13 protein-coding genes are annotated in these 16,928 nt (G+C 56.4%); 8 read left to right on the top strand and 5 right to left on the bottom strand.

Translation table 11 applies throughout. From position 1 onward, the window contains the following. Positions 1 to 12: 12 nt before the first annotated feature. Positions 13 to 1,788 carry a D-lactate dehydrogenase gene (dld, locus tag AC791_RS15060; protein ID WP_049841223.1) on the bottom strand — a complete coding sequence of 592 codons (1,776 nt, stop codon included), beginning with the start codon at positions 1,786 to 1,788 and terminating at the stop codon, positions 13 to 15. Between the two features lie 195 nt (positions 1,789 to 1,983). Here dld and bglX point away from each other — a divergent pair, with 195 nt between their 5' ends. The 5 genes from bglX to AC791_RS15035 all read left to right on the top strand — a co-directional run bounded on the left by bglX (position 1,984) and on the right by AC791_RS15035 (position 8,173). Beyond that, positions 1,984 to 4,281, top strand: coding sequence for a beta-glucosidase BglX (gene bglX / locus AC791_RS15055; protein ID WP_049841222.1), 2,298 nt, complete (start codon positions 1,984 to 1,986; stop codon positions 4,279 to 4,281). A 148-nt stretch (positions 4,282 to 4,429) separates the two neighbouring features. After that, the gene (locus AC791_RS15050) at positions 4,430 to 5,347 is read left to right on the top strand and encodes an ABC transporter substrate-binding protein (protein WP_049841221.1); all 918 of its coding nucleotides are present in this window, start codon (positions 4,430 to 4,432) and stop codon (positions 5,345 to 5,347) included. Between the two features lie 13 nt (positions 5,348 to 5,360). After that, positions 5,361 to 6,518: an ABC transporter permease gene (locus tag AC791_RS15045; protein ID WP_049841220.1), complete on the top strand. Its 1,158-nt coding sequence runs from the start codon at positions 5,361 to 5,363 to the stop codon at positions 6,516 to 6,518. Further along, on the top strand, positions 6,511 to 7,458 hold the full coding sequence (locus AC791_RS15040; RefSeq protein WP_049841219.1) for an ABC transporter ATP-binding protein: 948 nt from the start codon (positions 6,511 to 6,513) through the stop codon (positions 7,456 to 7,458). Before AC791_RS15045 ends, AC791_RS15040 begins: the two co-directional genes overlap by 8 nt. Next, the gene (locus AC791_RS15035; RefSeq protein ID WP_049841218.1) at positions 7,442 to 8,173 is read left to right on the top strand and encodes an ABC transporter permease; all 732 of its coding nucleotides are present in this window, start codon (positions 7,442 to 7,444) and stop codon (positions 8,171 to 8,173) included. The genes AC791_RS15040 and AC791_RS15035 overlap by 17 nt, the downstream gene beginning before the upstream one ends. A 46-nt stretch (positions 8,174 to 8,219) precedes the next feature. Here AC791_RS15035 and AC791_RS20440 read toward each other — a convergent pair whose 3' ends face one another. Continuing rightward, positions 8,220 to 8,321, bottom strand: coding sequence for a hypothetical protein (locus AC791_RS20440; protein WP_148677809.1), 102 nt, complete (start codon positions 8,319 to 8,321; stop codon positions 8,220 to 8,222). 221 nt (positions 8,322 to 8,542) lie between these two features. Here AC791_RS20440 and AC791_RS15030 point away from each other — a divergent pair, with 221 nt between their 5' ends. From AC791_RS15030 to AC791_RS15020, 3 genes are read left to right on the top strand one after another with little or no spacing between them, the layout of a single operon-like run. Continuing rightward, positions 8,543 to 10,231, top strand: coding sequence for a sensor histidine kinase (locus tag AC791_RS15030; RefSeq protein WP_049841217.1), 1,689 nt, complete (start codon positions 8,543 to 8,545; stop codon positions 10,229 to 10,231). After that, complete coding sequence (gene btsR / locus AC791_RS15025) at positions 10,225 to 10,944, top strand: two-component system response regulator BtsR (RefSeq protein ID WP_049841216.1); 720 nt, start codon at positions 10,225 to 10,227, stop codon at positions 10,942 to 10,944. Before AC791_RS15030 ends, btsR begins: the two co-directional genes overlap by 7 nt. A 46-nt stretch (positions 10,945 to 10,990) precedes the next feature. After that, entirely contained in the window at positions 10,991 to 11,458 is a 468-nt protein-coding gene (locus AC791_RS15020) for a DUF1456 family protein (RefSeq protein WP_049841215.1), read from the top strand. Between the two features lie 57 nt (positions 11,459 to 11,515). Here AC791_RS15020 and AC791_RS15015 read toward each other — a convergent pair whose 3' ends face one another. Genes AC791_RS15015 through AC791_RS15005 form a run of 3 tightly spaced genes read right to left on the bottom strand, consistent with a single transcriptional unit; the run spans position 11,516 to position 16,928 of the window. Next, positions 11,516 to 13,516 carry an SWIM zinc finger family protein gene (locus AC791_RS15015; protein ID WP_049841214.1) on the bottom strand — a complete coding sequence of 667 codons (2,001 nt, stop codon included), beginning with the start codon at positions 13,514 to 13,516 and terminating at the stop codon, positions 11,516 to 11,518. Beyond that, positions 13,513 to 14,652, bottom strand: coding sequence for a vWA domain-containing protein (locus tag AC791_RS15010; protein WP_049841213.1), 1,140 nt, complete (start codon positions 14,650 to 14,652; stop codon positions 13,513 to 13,515). The genes AC791_RS15015 and AC791_RS15010 overlap by 4 nt, the downstream gene beginning before the upstream one ends. Then, complete coding sequence (locus AC791_RS15005) at positions 14,652 to 16,928, bottom strand: DUF5682 family protein (RefSeq protein ID WP_049841212.1); 2,277 nt, start codon at positions 16,926 to 16,928, stop codon at positions 14,652 to 14,654. Before AC791_RS15005 ends, AC791_RS15010 begins: the two co-directional genes overlap by 1 nt.

The raw sequence follows: 16,928 nt of genomic DNA, 5'->3' as shown, positions 1-16,928 counted from the left end.
CGGGGCAATAACTCAACGGGCAGGCGGTGGCGTGGGTGAACTTTCTGCTGCTTCAGCTGCATCTGATCGGGCGGAAGCCGTTTCGCCCCAGTATTTTTGCTTACTGGTTTTGCCTATTCCCGGGTTCATACTGTTGGTTGGATCGTTTTTGCGATAAAACGTTTTCAAACTTTCTGCTGCTTCATAAAGATGGCCCACATTATGCTCGGCCGGATACTGTGCGCCGCGCGCGTGCAGTAATTCCAGCATCTGCGCCTTCAACTCATGCGCATCCACGCCTTTTTTGACAATGTAATCCTGATGGAAAACGTGGCACATAAAATGGCCATAATAAAGTTTATGTACCAGCTGGCTGTCAATCTGGGGTGGAAGCTGCTCGAACCAGTCGGTGTCATTGCGGCGCAGGGCAATATCCAGCGCCAGAATATCCTCTACCTCGTCCGCATGAACGGCCTGATAACGGATTGCCGCGCCCGCCGCGGCAAAGCGATGCAGAAACGCTTTGCTGCCTTCTTCAGGCGTGCAGGCAAAAAAATCCCCTTCGGCGGTTTTGAAATAGTCAGTTAGCCAGTTCTGCGCCTCACTCACCCCCTCTCCGGCCATTTTCAGCAGCAGGTGATGTTCATACTTATCGCGCCACTCTTTCATTCTTGACGGAAGGTGCGCCGGGAAAACCCGGGTGATGGTCTGTAAGGCCCGATCGGTAAAATGCGGTTTGAACAGCGACACTTTATCCAGCAGCGCATCGGTGCGGCCTTTCAGGGTGAAAAAGAGCGGCATTTTGTCGGTGCCGAGCTTATCAATCATCAGGAATGTGTCTTTTCCGTACTGTTCGGCGATATCATAAATGTCGCGGTGCATATATTCGCCCGCCACCGGCAGGTGGGTAAAATTCGCCAGAATGTGTCGACGAATATCGGTCAGTACCTGCGGCTGATTAGTGCCGATATAAAACACCTGCTGCGTTTTTGCCGCCACAAAGGTATCCAGGCGCACCGCAAAAACTGCCAGCTTGCCCGCACAGCCGGACGATTCAAACAGCCGATCCGGATCGGCGTTATAGCGGGCCGGGGTGTCGGCATCGACATCGCGTACGCGGGTCACATAATCGCTGTCGTGGCCGTGACGATCGTCGTGACGAACATCGCTCGCGCTAATGCGTTCATCATCCAGTTTGCTTAGGATCTGCTCCGGCGTTTGCCCCAGTTCGATACCCAGATGATTCACCAGTTGCAGGCGACCTTTATCATCAATGCGCGCAAACAATGACATTTCGGTATAGGCCGGTCCTCGCTGCACCAGCGCGCCGCCGGAGTTATTGCAGATCCCGCCGATCACCGAGGCGCCAATACAGGAGGAGCCGATCACCGAATGCGGCTCGCGTCCCAGCGGCTTGAGCGCTTTTTCCAGTGAGTAAAGGGTGGTTCCGGGAAAGGCCAGCACCTGTTCGCCGTTATCCAGCAGCTGAAGTTTATCAAGGCGCAGCGTGCTGATAATGACGATATCGCGATCGTAATCATTGCCGTTCGGCGTTGAGCCTTCCGTAAGGCCGGTGTTGGCGGCCTGCATCAGAATAATTTTATCTGCCTGTACGCAGACGCTTAATACCCGCCACAGTTCGAGCAGGCTACCGGGGAAAACCACCGCCAGCGCCTCTCCCTGGCCTGAACGAAAGCCCTTACGGTAGCGGGCTGTTTTCGCCGGATCGGTTAACAGATGAGTTTGGCCCACCAGGCGGGTCAGTTCATTAAGCAGGGCGTGATTATCGTAATGCGTTGTAGACGGCATCTTCCACTCCTTGTGGCGGGATAAATAAACGTCTTTAAGAATAGCTTGCTCAAAACGAAGCGCAGGTTAAAAAGGCCACAAAAATAAGAGAATAAGCGAAGCAAGGTAGTGCCAGCCTGGTTACGATTATGGCAAACTGCGGACTTCGCACGGACAAGGCCGCTCCCCCGGCTTTCGCATAAGAGAGTAAACCATATGAAATGGCTGTGTTCTGTAGGTGTCGCTGTGAGTCTGGCATGTCATCCCGCGCTGGCAGAGGACGTTAAAAATCAGCATCCGTTAACGCCGCAAGCGCGTGATGCTTACGTCACCGATTTGCTGAAAAAAATGACGGTAGATGAAAAAATCGGCCAGCTGCGGCTTATCAGCGTCGGACCCGACAATCCGAAAGAAGCCATTCGTGAGATGATCAAAGCGGGGCAGGTCGGGGCTATTTTTAACACCGTCACCCGGGATGATATTCGTAAAATGCAGGATCAGGTTATGGAACTTAGCCGCCTGAAAATTCCCCTGTTTTTTGCCTTTGACGTGGTTCACGGTCAGCGTACCGTCTTTCCAATAAGCCTCGGTCTGGCGTCAACGTTCAACCTTGATGCGGTTAAAACCGTAGGCCGCGTTTCAGCCTATGAAGCGGCGGACGATGGCCTGAACATGACCTGGGCTCCGATGGTCGATGTCTCTCGCGATCCGCGCTGGGGTCGTGCCTCAGAAGGGTTTGGGGAAGATACCTGGCTGACCTCGGTAATGGGTAAAACCATGGTCGAAGCGATGCAGGGAAAAAGCCCGGCCGACCGCTATTCGGTGATGACCAGCGTCAAACATTTTGCCGCCTACGGAGCAGTGGAGGGGGGCAAAGAGTACAACACGGTGGACATGAGTTCGCAGCGGCTGTTCAACGACTATATGCCGCCATATAAAGCGGCCCTGGATGCGGGCAGCGGCGGCGTAATGGTAGCGCTGAATTCGCTTAATGGGACGCCGGCCTCATCGGATTCATGGTTGCTAAAAGATCTGCTGCGCGATGAGTGGGGCTTTAAGGGCATTACCATTTCCGATCATGGCGCAATTAAAGAATTGATCAAACACGGCACCGCGTCCGATCCGGAAGATGCGGTAAGAGTCGCGCTCAACTCAGGTATTAACATGAGTATGAGCGACGAGTATTACAGTAAATATCTGCCGGGGCTGGTGAAGTCCGGCAAAGTGCCGATGGCCGAACTGGACGATGCCGCACGTCACGTGCTGAACGTCAAATATGATATGGGCCTGTTTAACGATCCTTATAGCCATCTGGGACCAAAAGAGTCCGATCCGCAAGACACTAACGCCGAAAGTCGTCTGCACCGCGAGGATGCCCGTAAGGTTGCGCGTGAAAGTCTGGTACTGCTGAAAAACCGTCTTGAGACGTTACCGCTGAAGAAGACGTCAACCGTAGCCGTTGTCGGACCGCTGGCCGACAGTAAACGCGATGTGATGGGCAGTTGGTCAGCAGCGGGCGTGGTCGATCAATCGGTCACCGTGCTCACCGGTATTAAAAATGCCGTCGGTAGCGAGGGGAAAGTGATCTTTGCCAAAGGCGCAAACGTCACTAACGATAAAGACATTGTGGCGTTTCTCAATCAGTATGAGCCGGCGGTACAGGTTGATGAGCGCACGCCAAAAGCGATGATTGACGAAGCCGTTGCGACAGCGAATCAGGCTGATGTGGTGGTCGCCGTGGTGGGTGAAGCGCAGGGGATGGCGCATGAGGCGTCCAGCCGCACCGACATTACCCTTCCGCAGAGCCAGCGCGATCTGATAAGCGCGCTGAAAGCCACCGGAAAACCGCTGGTGCTGGTATTGATGAATGGCCGTCCGCTGGCGCTGGTAAAAGAAGATCAGCAGGCGGATGCGCTACTTGAAACCTGGTTTGCCGGAACCGAAGGCGGTAATGCCATTGCTGATGTCCTGTTTGGTGACTACAACCCGTCGGGCAAGCTGCCGATGTCTTTTCCGCGCTCGGTCGGGCAGATCCCGGTTTACTATAGCCATCTCAATACCGGGCGCCCGTATAACGCCGACAAGCCTAATAAATATACGTCACGTTATTTCGATGAGGCCAACGGTCCGCTGTACCCGTTCGGCTATGGTCTGAGCTATACCACCTTTAGTGTTTCTGACGTCAAACTCTCTGCGCCAACGATGGATAGCAACGGCAGCGTGACTGCCAGCGTTGAGGTGACCAATACCGGTAAGCGCGACGGAGCTACGGCTGTCCAGATGTATTTACAGGATGTCACGGCCTCAATGAGTCGTCCGGTAAAACAGCTTAAAGGGTTTGAAAAAATCACCCTTAAAGCGGGCGAAACGCAAACCGTCAATTTCCCGATTGACGTCGAAGCGCTGAAATTCTGGAACCAGAAAATGAAATATGATGCAGAGCCGGGTAAATTTAATGTCTTTATTGGTCTCGACTCTGCCCGCGTGAAGCAGGGAGCGTTTGAGTTGCAGTAATCCCGCCACGGTCTGTTTTCCTTTGCGGCTCTTCCGTTGACTCTAAACGGCAGGGCCGCTCATCATTTAAAGGTTAAATGTCTCTTTTTCGTCTACGCTTTTCACTTAAGCCCCTGTAAGTGGGTTGTTAAATAACGAGGAAAAGCAAATGATGACATTCAAGGGATCGCTTAGCGCTATGGCATTATTCTGTGCAATAAGCCTGCCGCTACACGCCGCAGAACCGGTTAAAGTCGGGTCCAAAATTGATACGGAAGGCGCGTTGCTGGGCAATATTATTTTGCAGGTACTGGAAAGCCACGGCGTTAAAACCGTTAATAAAGTTCAGTTAGGCACGACGCCAGTGGTGCGCGGAGCCATTACTTCCGGCGAGCTGGATATTTATCCGGAATACACCGGCAATGGTGCATTCTTCTTCAAGCTGGAAAACGATGCCGCATGGAAAAATGCGCAGCAGGGATATGAGAAAGCGAAGCAGCTGGATGCTGAAAAAAATAAGCTGGTATGGCTGACCCCGGCCCCGGCGAATAATACCTGGACCATCGCCGTGCGCCAGGATCTGGCAACCAAAAATAAACTCACGTCGTTAAGCGATCTTAGCCGTTATTTAAAAGAGGGCGGCACCTTTAAGCTGGCAGCCTCGGCTGAATTTATTGAGCGCGCGGATGCGCTGCCTGCTTTTGAAAAAGCCTACGATTTTAAACTTAATCAGACTCAACTGCTGTCGCTGGCCGGGGGCGATACCGCTGTCACCATTAAAGCCGCCGCGCAGCAAACCTCCGGTGTGAATGCCGCGATGGCCTACGGTACCGACGGCCCGGTTGCCGCGCTGGGCCTGCAAACGTTGACCGATCCGAAAGGCGTACAGCCGATTTACGCCCCGACGCCGGTCGTACGCGAAGCGGTGCTGAAAGCGTATCCTGAGATGGATGCGTGGCTGAAGCCGGTATTCGCCAGCCTGGATGAAAAAACGCTGCAAACGCTGAACGCCAAAATTGCCGTTGAAGGTCTGGACGCGAAAAAAGTGGCGGCGGACTACCTGAAAGAGAAAGGGCTGGTGAAATAACCCGGACGACGCTGTGTACATCAAATGTCAAAACCGCGTGCTGCTGCTGCTGGCGATGATTGCGCTGGCGGCTGCGGCACTGCCGTTTGTAAATTATGCACCCAACCGCCTGATGTCCGGGGAAGGGCGCGCATTATGGCAGATTGGCCTGTTTCCGCCGTGGTGGCTGCTGGCCGTGCCTCTCGTTCTGATAAGCCTGAGCTTTATGCGCGGACGTACGCCGCTGGTGCTTACTTTGCTTGTGGCAGAGGGGCTTTTCATTGCGCTGGTCTGGAGTGCCGGAGAGTCTGCCCGCTGGCTGGCGCAGTCGGCAAGCCCGGTGGCGCGAACTTCACCGGGCAGTGGCCTGTGGCTATGGCTGGCGCTGGCGCTTCTGCTGATGAGCGATGTCATCCGGCGAATAACCGGCAAAGCCCTCTGGCGCTGGCTGCTCAATGCGCAGGTCTGGCTGGTGCCGTTAGTGCTGCTGTGGTCAGGGGCGCTTGATGAGCTATCGCTCATGAAAGAGTACGTCAACCGTCAGGATGTGTTCAATGATGCGCTACTTCAGCATCTGACGCTGCTGTTCGGCACCCTGGTGCCCGGTTTACTGATCGGCGTACCGCTGGGATTGTGGTGTTATCGCCATCCCTCACGTCAGGCTCCGGTCTTTACGCTGCTCAATATTATTCAGACTATCCCGTCAATTGCGCTTTTTGGCCTGCTGATCGCCCCGCTGGCCGGACTGGCGCAGGCATTCCCGTTTCTGTCGACGCTCGGTATCGCCGGAACCGGCAGAACGCCGGCGCTGATTGCGCTGGTGCTCTATGCCCTGTTGCCGCTGGTACGCGGCGTGGTGGCCGGAATGGGCCAGGTCCCGCGCGAGGTACTGGAAAGTGCCGCTGCGATGGGCATGAGCCAGCGCGGACGGTTTTATCGCGTTCAGCTCCCCCTGGCGCTACCGGTATTGATTCGTGGATTACGCGTGGTTACCGTGCAGACTATCGGCATGGCGGTGATCGCGGCGCTCATCGGGGCCGGGGGATTTGGTGCGCTGGTATTTCAGGGGCTGCTCAGTAGCGCGCTTGATTTGGTCCTGCTCGGCGTGATCCCGGTTATTGCCCTTGCTGTAATGGTCGATGCGCTATTTGGCCTGTGGAGTGCACTGCTAAAGGAACGTGCGCATGATTGAATTTAACCAGGTAAACAAATCATTTGCGGGTCAGGCTGCGGTAAAAAATCTTAACCTGCATTTGAAAGAAGGGGCCTTCTCGGTGCTGATTGGTACGTCAGGCTCGGGAAAGTCAACCACCCTTAAGATGATCAACCGTCTGGTTGAGCATGATAGCGGCACCATCCGTTTTGCCGGCGAGGATATTGGTCAGCTTCCGCTGTTAGCCCTGCGGCGACGGATGGGGTATGCCATTCAGTCCATTGGTCTTTTCCCGCACTGGACGGTGGCGCAAAACATTGCCACCGTCCCGCAGCTGGTGAAGTGGGATCGGGCGCGTATCAACGCCCGTATTGATGAACTGATGGCTCTACTGGGGCTGGATCCGTCACTGCGTGCGCGCTTTCCGCACCAGTTATCCGGCGGTCAGCAGCAGCGCGTTGGCGTGGCGCGGGCGCTGGCAGCCGATCCCGATGTTCTGCTGATGGACGAACCGTTCGGGGCGCTTGATCCGGTGACGCGCAGCGCCCTTCAGCAGGAGATGAGCCGCATTCATCGTCTGCTGGGCCGCACGATTGTGCTGGTCACTCATGATATCGACGAGGCGCTGCGGCTGGCCGATCACCTTGTGCTGATGGACCAGGGCGAGGTCGTTCAGCAGGGAACACCGCTGGAGATGTTAACCCACCCCGCGAATGATTTCGTGCGCACTTTTTTTGGCCGTAGCGAACTGGGCGTACGCCTGCTGTCGCTGCGGGCAGTACGTGATTATCGTCGCCACGGACAGCCAGCACCGGGTGAGCCAATACCGGATACCCTGAGTCTGCGGGAAGCCCTCTCTGCGTTTGTTGCCCGTCAGTGCCTGGTATTGCCGGTCACGAATGCTCAGGGGCAGTTCTGCGGCAATCTTCATTTTGATGATTTGCTGCGCGAGGAGGGAGCCGGTGAAAATCATCCGTGATCCGCTGGTGTGGCTGGTGGCGCTTTTTATCGCGCTGCTGTTCGGACTGCCGCACAGCGGCGTCATCTTCAGTCAGTTTTTCCCCGAGCTGCCACGGCCGGTGTATCAGCAGGAGAGTTTTCTGGCGCTGACGCTGGCGCATTTCTGGCTGGTGGGGGTATCCAGCCTGGTGGCCATTGTCATTGGCACCGGGGCGGGAATTCTGGTCACGCGTCCGGCCGGACGAGAATTCCGCTCGCTGGTGGAAACCATTGCCGCTATCGGGCAGACATTTCCGCCGGTTGCGGTACTGGCCATTGCGGTTCCGGTCATGGGCTTTGGTCAGCAGCCGGCGATTATCGCCCTGATCCTGTACGGTGTTCTGCCAATATTACAGGGCACCCTGGCCGGGCTGGCCGCCGTTCCGGCGGGCGTCAGCAGCGTAGCGGAAGGAATGGGCATGAATAGCCGGCAGCGGCTAATCAGCGTTGAGCTTCCGCTGGCAGCACCGGTGATCCTCGCCGGGATACGCACCTCGATTATCATTAATATCGGCACGGCGGCGATCGCCTCGACGGTAGGTGCCAGCACGCTGGGCACGCCGATTATCATCGGCCTGAGCGGATTTAATACCGCATACGTTATCCAGGGCGCTATTCTGGTGGCGCTGGCGGCGGTTATTGTTGATCGCGGATTCGAACGACTGGGACACTACCTCACCCGTCATGCCCGGTAAAAACGCCAGGCTAATTTGCTGCGAGACTGCACCCGATGACGGCGGTTTAAAACCCGCCGAGAATATACCCTGCAAGCATTACGCCGCCGATCCCGCCAACGGTCATCACAACGAAAAGGGCGATAATCCCCATTTTGGCTACATTCATAATTTGCTCCTGATGTTAATTAAACGATTATACGGCGAAGCTGGTGTGTTAATGAATCATTAATTTCGGCTGAGCCACAGACGGCAAAATGGCGTGTTTTCGTCCGTTTGCGCGATAGTTAAGTGATCTGGCGCACGAATTTCCGTTTTTATGCCACGCTTCAAAGAAAGTTAAACGTTCAACCTGTATGTTACGCGCTTTAGAAATTGTGGTTGGCGGGTATGTACGAATTTAACCTTGTGTTACTCCTGTTACAGCAGATGTGCGTTTTCCTGGTCATTGCGTGGCTGATGAGCAAAACGCGTCTGTTCATACCGCTAATCCAGGTAACCGTGCGTCTGCCGCACAAGCTGCTTTGTTACGTCACTTTTTCTATTTTCTGTATCCTCGGTACCTATTTTGGTCTGCACATTGATGATTCCATCGCCAATACGCGCGCGATTGGCGCCGTGATGGGCGGATTACTGGGCGGACCGGTCGTCGGCGGTCTGGTGGGTCTGACCGGCGGATTACACCGCTACTCCATGGGCGGAATGACCGCGCTCAGCTGCATGATCTCGACGATGGTCGAAGGATTGCTGGGCGGGCTGGTCCACAGTTTCCTGATCAAACGCGGCCGTACGGATCGGGTCTTTAGCCCTCTGACCGCCGGAGCGGTGACGGTAGTGGCGGAAGTGGTGCAGATGCTGATCATTTTGCTGATTGCCCGCCCGTTTCAGGATGCGCTGCATCTGGTAAACAGTATCGCGGCACCCATGATGGTGACCAATACCGTTGGTGCGGCGCTGTTTATGCGTATCCTGCTCGACAAGCGAGCCATGTTTGAAAAATATACCTCGGCGTTTTCAGCTACGGCGCTGAAAGTGGCTGCGTCCACTGAAGGTATTCTGCGCCAGGGATTTAACGAAGAAAACAGCATGAAAGTGGCACAGGTGTTGTATCAGGAGCTGGATATCGGCGCAGTGGCCATCACCGATCGCGATAAGCTGCTGGCGTTTACCGGGACCGGTGACGATCACCATTTACCCGGACGTCCCATTTCCTCCGCCTGGACCTTAAAGGCCATCAATACCGGGGAAGTGGTATATGCCGATGGTAACGAAGTGCCCTATCGCTGCTCGCTGCATCCGCAGTGCAAACTTGGCTCAACGCTGGTCATCCCGCTGCGCGGTGAAAATCAGCGGGTGATTGGCACCATCAAACTTTATGAAACTAAAAACCGTCTCTTTAGTTCTATTAACCGCACGCTGGGTGAAGGGATTGCTCAGTTGCTGTCCGCACAAATTCTGGCGGGGCAATACGAACGGCAGAAAGCGCTGCTGACGCAGTCAGAAATCAAATTGTTGCACGCTCAGGTCAATCCGCATTTTCTGTTTAATGCGCTGAATACACTCAAAGCGGTGATCCGCCACGACAGTGAGCAGGCCACGCAGCTGGTCCAGTACCTGTCGACCTTTTTCCGTAAAAATCTGAAACGGCCCTCGGAAATCGTGACCCTGGCCGATGAAATTGAACATGTGAATGCTTATCTGCAAATTGAAAAAGCGCGCTTTCAGGCCCGGCTTCAGGTGCAGCTTTTTGTTCCTGAGTCGCTGGCACACCACCGGCTTCCGGCTTTTACGTTGCAGCCGATAGTGGAAAATGCCATCAAACACGGAACATCTCAGCAGCTTGGGGTAGGGGAGATCAGTATTCACGCCAGTCAGCACGCGCAGTATTTACAGCTCGATATCGAAGATAATGCCGGGTTATATCAGCCGAGCGCCAGTCCGGGCGGCCTGGGAATGAACCTGGTCGATAAACGTTTACGCGCCCGTTTCGGCGACGATTGTGGTATTACCGTTAACTGTGAACCAGAATGTTTCACCCGAATTACTCTGCGACTGCCTCTGGAGGAAAATGCATGTTAAAAGTGCTAATTGTGGATGACGAACCGCTGGCACGTGAGAATCTGCGTATCCTGCTTCAGGATGAGCCGGATATCGACATCGCTGGCGAGTGTGCAAACGCCGTTGAAGCGATTGGCGCTGTGCACAAATTGCGTCCCGATGTGCTGTTTCTCGACATCCAGATGCCGCGGATTAGCGGGCTGGAGATGGTGGGTATGCTCGACCCGGAGCACCGGCCGTGGGTGGTCTTCCTGACGGCGTTTGATGAGTACGCGGTAAAAGCGTTTGAGGAGCACGCCTTTGATTACCTTCTCAAGCCCATTGAAGCGGAAAGACTGAATAAAACGCTTAACCGCCTGCGTCAGGAGCGCGGAAAACAGGACGTGTCGGTACTGCCGGAAAATCAGCACGCGCTGAAATTTATTCCCTGTACCGGGCACAGCCGCATCTGGCTATTGCAAATGGAGGACGTGGCGTTTGTCAGCAGCCGCATGAGCGGCGTGTATGTGACGAATCATCAGGGACAGGAGGGATTCACTGAACTCACGCTGCGCACGCTCGAAAGCCGGACGCCGCTCCTGCGCTGCCATCGGCAGTACCTGGTGAATATGGCGCATTTAAAAGAGATCCGCCTGGAAGATAACGGTCAGGCTGAACTGCTGTTACGTACCGGGCAGACGGTACCGGTGAGTCGCCGCTACCTGAAAAACCTGAAAGAGGCGCTGGGGCTGTAATTGGTGTAGAATTAGCCCCCGCATTTTTTTTATCACCGAAGGCACTATGGTCAGTAACGATATTTTGCGTAGCGTCCGCTACATCCTGAAAATCAATAACAACGATCTGGTGCGTATTTTCGCGCTGGGGGAAGCGGATGTCACCGCAGAACAGCTGGTGCCGTGGCTGCGTAAAGAGGATGAAGAAGGCTTTGTGCGTTGCCCTGACATCATGATGTCATGCTTTTTAAACGGCCTGATTTACGAAAAGCGCGGACGCGATGAGTCAGCACCGGCGCTGGCAGTCGAACGCCGCATTAATAACAACATCATGTTAAAAAAGCTGCGCATCGCGTTTGCGCTTAAAACTGATGATATCCTGGCGATCCTGACCGAACAAAAATTCCGTATTTCGATGCCGGAGATCACCGCCATGATGCGCGCGCCGGATCATAAAAACTTCCGCGAATGTGGCGATCAGGTCTTGCGCTATTTTCTCCGCGGCCTGACCGCTCGTGAACACGCCAAAAAGTAATTCTCTGCTGCTGCCGGGTCCTGCGGTTTAGTCGCCCGGCAGTACGCTTCCGCAGTTTTATATCAACGTTACGTCCAGCCGTTCGCAAAGGTGCGCGATAGCCTCAAGCGTTTCAGTCGGGGTGTTGGTCTCAGTTTCACTGAGCTGCTGAAACAGGTGGGCAAGATGGCTAAAGCCGTGGGCCTGTAGATCCTGCGCCAGCGTTCCGGCTTCGCGAAAAAACGTCTTTTGCTGATAACGCAGACCGTTATGCAAAATCTGAATCAACAGCGTTTGAGCGCGTTGTAGCAAAGCGTGAATGGCACTGCGCGGTAGCGAGACATCGGCAATCGTCTGCGTGCCAACGGACTGCGCTTCCGCGTCCAGCACCCAGGCGCGGGTAGATGACATCATGATTAACGGTTCCATTATCAGCGTGCCGCCGCTGATGCTTACCGATCCGGATACCATCTGGATCGGATCGTTCTCCTGCTGCAAAAGCGTCGCCATGCGTTCAATGGCATAAGGCGCGCTGGCAGACGCCGGGAGTGATAGTTGCAAAACATTATCTTCGCCGTCACCGCTTACTACCCGGGCATCCAGTGTTTGCCGCGCCGGATCCCAGCCCAGTGCCAGGCAGCTTTCTATCGGCAAAATAAACAGGTCATCGCCCTGGTTTAGCGGGCGAACACAGGCCGGGGGACGCTGACGCAGATAGTCACGCAATGCCGCGACGCCGGGTTGACGCAGAGGGACATCCAGCAAACGCCAGGCATCCGGCGTCAGCGGCACACTGCCGTTGGTACGCGGCCGTGAGCCGAGTATAACTTCACCGTGCGCGTTGCGCCTGGCTGCCTGAGCAATAACCTGCCCGCCCGCCAGCGTCCCGGCCTGAAAACCAGACAGGCGGCGCTGCCATGCCGGGCTTTGCGCCTGCTCCGCCAGCGGCCAGCTTTGCGACAGATGCAGAATACTGCCGGTATCCGGATCGCTAAACCAGACACGCAGGCCATAGCGGTGATTATCCTGCCAGCAGCGCATTCCCAGTGAAACCAGCCGCAGATGATCCAGCGGCGTTTCCCCCGCCACGCCGGGGCCAACAATCGTCGGCCAGGGTAGCGGCGGGGCGACATTTTCCCCGGCCAGTTGAGCCATAAAAGCCGCGCTGTCCAGCCGCGCATTCAGGCCGGCCAGCTGCATCATCACCTGATGCGGATGATAGTGACTGGCCCGCTGCTGAAAAGCGTCGATACCGGCGCGCAGTTGGGTGAGCGCGGTGCTAACCCAGCGCCAGTCCATGACCTCTGCCGCGCGTTGTGCGCGGGTAAAGGCCGCATCATAACTGACGGCTGGCTGGCTGAGCCCGCTTTGCCACATCAGCGTACTGAGCTGGCGGATGCTTTGCCGACACTGCTCACCGTCCGGCGTGTCAAACGGCCCATCTGTAGAGCGTGTTTTGTGGCCGCGCAGGTGCCAAAGCAGATGCGTGAAGCCCGGCTGCTGCGCCTGCGCCCCGGCGAAAGCCTGCACCGCCAGGGCGATATGCTCGCATAGCGATCCCGCGATACAGTCGCAGCGGGCAAACCCAAGGCTGCTGCGGGAGTAAAAACGAACGTCGTTCATCGGCAGCCTGGCGGCGGGCGTTTCGCCAGGGGCGCAGGAGAGCGCTATCACCAGACCTTTATCCGCCAGCTGCTCCGCCCGCCGACGGATCAATTCCGGCAGGGCGGAGAGTTCCTCCAGCCACTGCCCGGGGTTCCAGCGTTCGTCGTCCTGCTGCTCCTGCGCGTCGGCGCCGGAATGAGCGCGCTGATAGCTCAGGACCAGCATGACACGATGACGGCACATTCCGCTGGCCCCGCAGCTACAGCTGGCCTCTCTTAATGACTGGCCGCTTGCCAGTTGCGTGCGCGTTCCGTCGCTGAACGTTGCGCACAGCGTACCGTCTTCGTTCTGGTTTAGCGCCGGCACATTTCCGGCATCCAGCTCTTTGATACTGCGTTTAACAAATCCGGCATTACTCAGCGCCGTCAGCGCCTGCGGCGTCAGTTCCAGCAATTCGGGGCGTGACACCATCATGATTGTAAATTCTCCGCCAGCCAGGCCGCCAGTTCGCCAGGAGTCATGGCGGCGACCTGCGCTCCGACGCTCACCAGCGCCTGGGCAGTATCATGGTCGTAACAGGGCGACGCCTGGCTGTCCAGCGCCGCCAGCCCCAGGACTTTACATCCGCTTTGTACACACTGCTTCACCTGATGGATCAGCAATCCCGTCGCGCCACCTTCAAAAAAGTCGCTTACCAGCACAATGACGCTTTTTTGCGGCTGGGCGATCAGCTGACGGGCATACTCTACCGCTTTGGCGATATTCGTCCCGCCGCCGAGCTGTACTTTCATTAACAGGTCGACCGGGTCGGCCACATCCGCCGTGAGATCGACCACATTACTGTCGAAGGCCACCAGATGCGTGAGAATGCCGGGCAACTGCCATAAACAGGCCGCCATCACCGCAGAGTGGATCACGGAATCCACCATTGATCCACTCTGATCAACCAGCAAAACCAGCTGCCATTGTTCAGTATGGCGTTTAATACGGCTGATAAATTTCGGTGATTCGATATACAGCTTACCGTGCTGCGGATCCCAGTGTTTCAGATTGGCGCGAAGCGTATTTTTAAAATCAAAATTTCGCGACAGCGCAATTCGCGAAGGCCGACGGCGATCGCGGGTGCCGGAAAATGCCTGACACACGTCTTTTGTCAGCCGGGCCATGATCTGCTCCACAACCTGTTGAACCAGCCTGCGCGCTGCATGTAACACATCTGGATTCATTAAATGCTTAGTATGCAGCACCGCCCGTAGCAGGCTTTCAGAAGGTTCGATACGCTCCAGAACCTCAAGATTAGTCACGACTTCATCAATGCCGTAACGCAATACCGCATCGCTTTCCAGCCGTTCGATCACCTGCCGGGGAAAAAGGGTATGAATAGCGTTAATCCATTCTGGCGTAGAAAGCTGCGAGCCACCCAGGCCGCCGCTGCGTTCACCGCGCGCCAGCCGATCCGGATCGCGTCCGTATAACCATTCCAGCGCGTGATCTACCTCGCGGGCCCGATCGTCAAGTGAACTACCAAGCGTATTCTCTGCGGCTTCGCCCAGAATGAGTCGCCAGCGTTGAAGCTCGCGGGTGGTTAACAGGTCGGACTGCGTGCTCATTAAGATATCCCCCAATATTGCAGGCTATCCCGTGCCAGCTGCTCCTGCCGCTGATTCCCGGCAACCTGTTCTGCCGGGAGACTTAAGGGCGTTTGAAGCGAGTGGGTGGGTAAGGATGTCATATGGTAGTAATCGAGTACCTGACGCGCCAGCGCGCCGCGTTCACGTGGCGGGAGCCAGGCCATCGCCGCGCGTAAATCCGGCAGCGCGTGAATAAATGCCTCTTCCGACAGTTGCGTCAGACATTCGCTAAGGCCGGCGACAAATAGCGGCTGGCAGGCCAGTTGATGACGGGCCAGCGCCAGCATCCCGTGCAGCGTTTCCCCCAGAGAGTGAGGCGGCAGTTGGGTAAGTAAAGCCAGCGCGGCGTTAGCATCAATGGCCGAATGTTCAAGACGGATCAGCGCACCGAGTGCCGCGCCACGATCGAGCGGAGCCGCATCATAAGTATTAATACGCCGTTTGAGCAGGGACATTGCGCTTTCGAGTGATACGCCCGGCAGTTCAGTTCCGTGACTGATATCGCGCAGAATATGGCACAGCGTTTGCCAGCTGTGCAGATGCAGATGAAATTGCGTATCGTCCGGGATACTGCTGCTTTCACATAGCCACAGAGTGCGATCCAGTGCGGCACAAAGGGTGGTTTCAAGCACCGGCGCATTTTGCATTCCGCTGGTGCCCTCCAGCCGCCATAACGCATAGAGCACCTCCAGCGCCGCGCCCATTTCAGCAAAATGACTCTCCCGGGCTATAAGCTGCGCCAGCTGCTCCAGTAACCGGTGGCTAAATGTGGCCAGCCCGGCCAGCGCGGCCTGATTCAGGCTGGCCGCCAGCGCACGAATGCCGACGGCGGCGAGCATTTCGGCCTCAAGCTGTTTACGCGCGGCTTCTGCCAGCGTCGCGCCGTAGCGTGCGGCCTCAATCAGGGCAGCGTGTTGCTCCAGCGTCTGACGCAGCGTCCAGTATTCTTCACCATCGCCAGACAGCGCGCTGACGCTGCCCTGCTGGCGATAGAACCCTGGAATTTTCAGGATAGACAGCCGGTGCAGGATCTGGCTCTGCACAAGCCCTGTCGGCTCAAAACGGTTAAGCGTAAGATCGTCTGGCAGCGTAATACCAGTACGCCTGAGCTCCCGCATGACATCCTGCGGCAGCGGCGGCTGCGGAGTACCCGCCGCCAGCTCACCGAAGCCATCTCCCGCCAGCGTGTCGATGAAGGTAAGCAGGATCGGGTCGGTGTCAGGGTGGATCACACCGCGATAGCTCCAGGGTAGCGGTGCGTTAAGGGCTTCTTTGATAAGCGACCCGGCCAGCGCATCCAGCCAGTCGCTGCGCAGCGGTAAAATATGGCCACGCAGCTGCGCCAGCGCCTGCGCGCGCAGATGGACGGCGGCCATATCGGCAGTAGACGCGGGCAGACGACGTTGACGCAGCTGACTGAAAATCGTTTTCAGCAGTTGTCCCCCCGCCTGTTCCAGGCCGCTCTGCCAGCCCCAGCGCTGCCAGACCGGAGCGGGCACCCCGGAAAGATAACCCGCCAGCACATCCAGCCGCTTTTCGCTGTACGGCGTCAGATAACAGCCGGTAATGGCCCCGGATGCAACGGGTGGCAAACAGGAAGGTTCTTGTTCTTCAGGGACACAATGTGGCCACAACGCGGCAAGGGCCGGAGCATGCCAGCCCCCGCAGACCACCACCACCGGGCCTGCGTTTTGCCGCATTGCCCATCCCAGCCAGCGGACCATAAAGGCCTCACGCGGACAGGCATTTTCCCCGGAAATATCATCCCCTCGCAGCTGTCTAAAATATGTTTCCAGCGCCGGTTGTAGATCGGTTCGCTGTGTTTCATCTTCAAACAAATGGTCCCACAGAGTATCTGTGTTTTCCATGCCGCAGGCCTTAAGTAAACGCTGAGGATTGTCGCCATGCACAGCGTCATCGCGCTCCTCGTTTTGCGCCCATACCGGCAAATCGATAAAACGCGTAGTTGCTCCGGCCGCCCGCGCCGCCAGCAGCGCCTGCCACTCCGGTGAACATTCAGCGAAGGGCGTCCAGGCGCCATAACCGGCAGTGCCGTCATCCTGATGCTGACTGTAACTGTAAATGGCAACAGGAAGTTGATGAGGTAAAAACAGCTCATCCAGCCGCGCATTAAAATCTGCCGGACCTTCGATCAGCACCCAGGCCGGGCGTATTTTTTCAATTTGCGTTTTAACCAGTCGGGCACAGGCCGGGCTGTGATGACGGACGCCGATGATAAGGGGCTGTTCAGACAT

It is taken from the genome of Klebsiella sp. RIT-PI-d (assembly GCF_001187865.1).
Taxonomy (GTDB): Bacteria; Pseudomonadota; Gammaproteobacteria; order Enterobacterales; family Enterobacteriaceae; genus Superficieibacter.
This window is presented reverse-complemented; position numbering and strand designations above follow the sequence as displayed.

Bases quoted from the DNA above. Each gene is read 5' to 3' on its own strand.
- dld (WP_049841223.1), bottom strand. From the start codon at position 1,788: ATGCCGTCTACAACGCATTACGATAATCACGCCCTGCTTAATGAACTG.
- bglX (WP_049841222.1), top strand. From the start codon at position 1,984: ATGAAATGGCTGTGTTCTGTAGGTGTCGCTGTGAGTCTGGCATGTCAT.
- AC791_RS15050 (WP_049841221.1), top strand. From the start codon at position 4,430: ATGATGACATTCAAGGGATCGCTTAGCGCTATGGCATTATTCTGTGCA.
- AC791_RS15040 (WP_049841219.1), top strand. From the start codon at position 6,511: ATGATTGAATTTAACCAGGTAAACAAATCATTTGCGGGTCAGGCTGCG.
- AC791_RS20440 (WP_148677809.1), bottom strand. From the start codon at position 8,321: ATGAATGTAGCCAAAATGGGGATTATCGCCCTTTTCGTTGTGATGACC.
- AC791_RS15030 (WP_049841217.1), top strand. From the start codon at position 8,543: ATGTACGAATTTAACCTTGTGTTACTCCTGTTACAGCAGATGTGCGTT.
- btsR (WP_049841216.1), top strand. From the start codon at position 10,225: ATGTTAAAAGTGCTAATTGTGGATGACGAACCGCTGGCACGTGAGAAT.
- AC791_RS15020 (WP_049841215.1), top strand. From the start codon at position 10,991: ATGGTCAGTAACGATATTTTGCGTAGCGTCCGCTACATCCTGAAAATC.
- AC791_RS15015 (WP_049841214.1), bottom strand. From the start codon at position 13,516: ATGATGGTGTCACGCCCCGAATTGCTGGAACTGACGCCGCAGGCGCTG.
- AC791_RS15010 (WP_049841213.1), bottom strand. From the start codon at position 14,652: ATGAGCACGCAGTCCGACCTGTTAACCACCCGCGAGCTTCAACGCTGG.
- AC791_RS15005 (WP_049841212.1), bottom strand. From the start codon at position 16,928: ATGTCTGAACAGCCCCTTATCATCGGCGTCCGTCATCACAGCCCGGCC.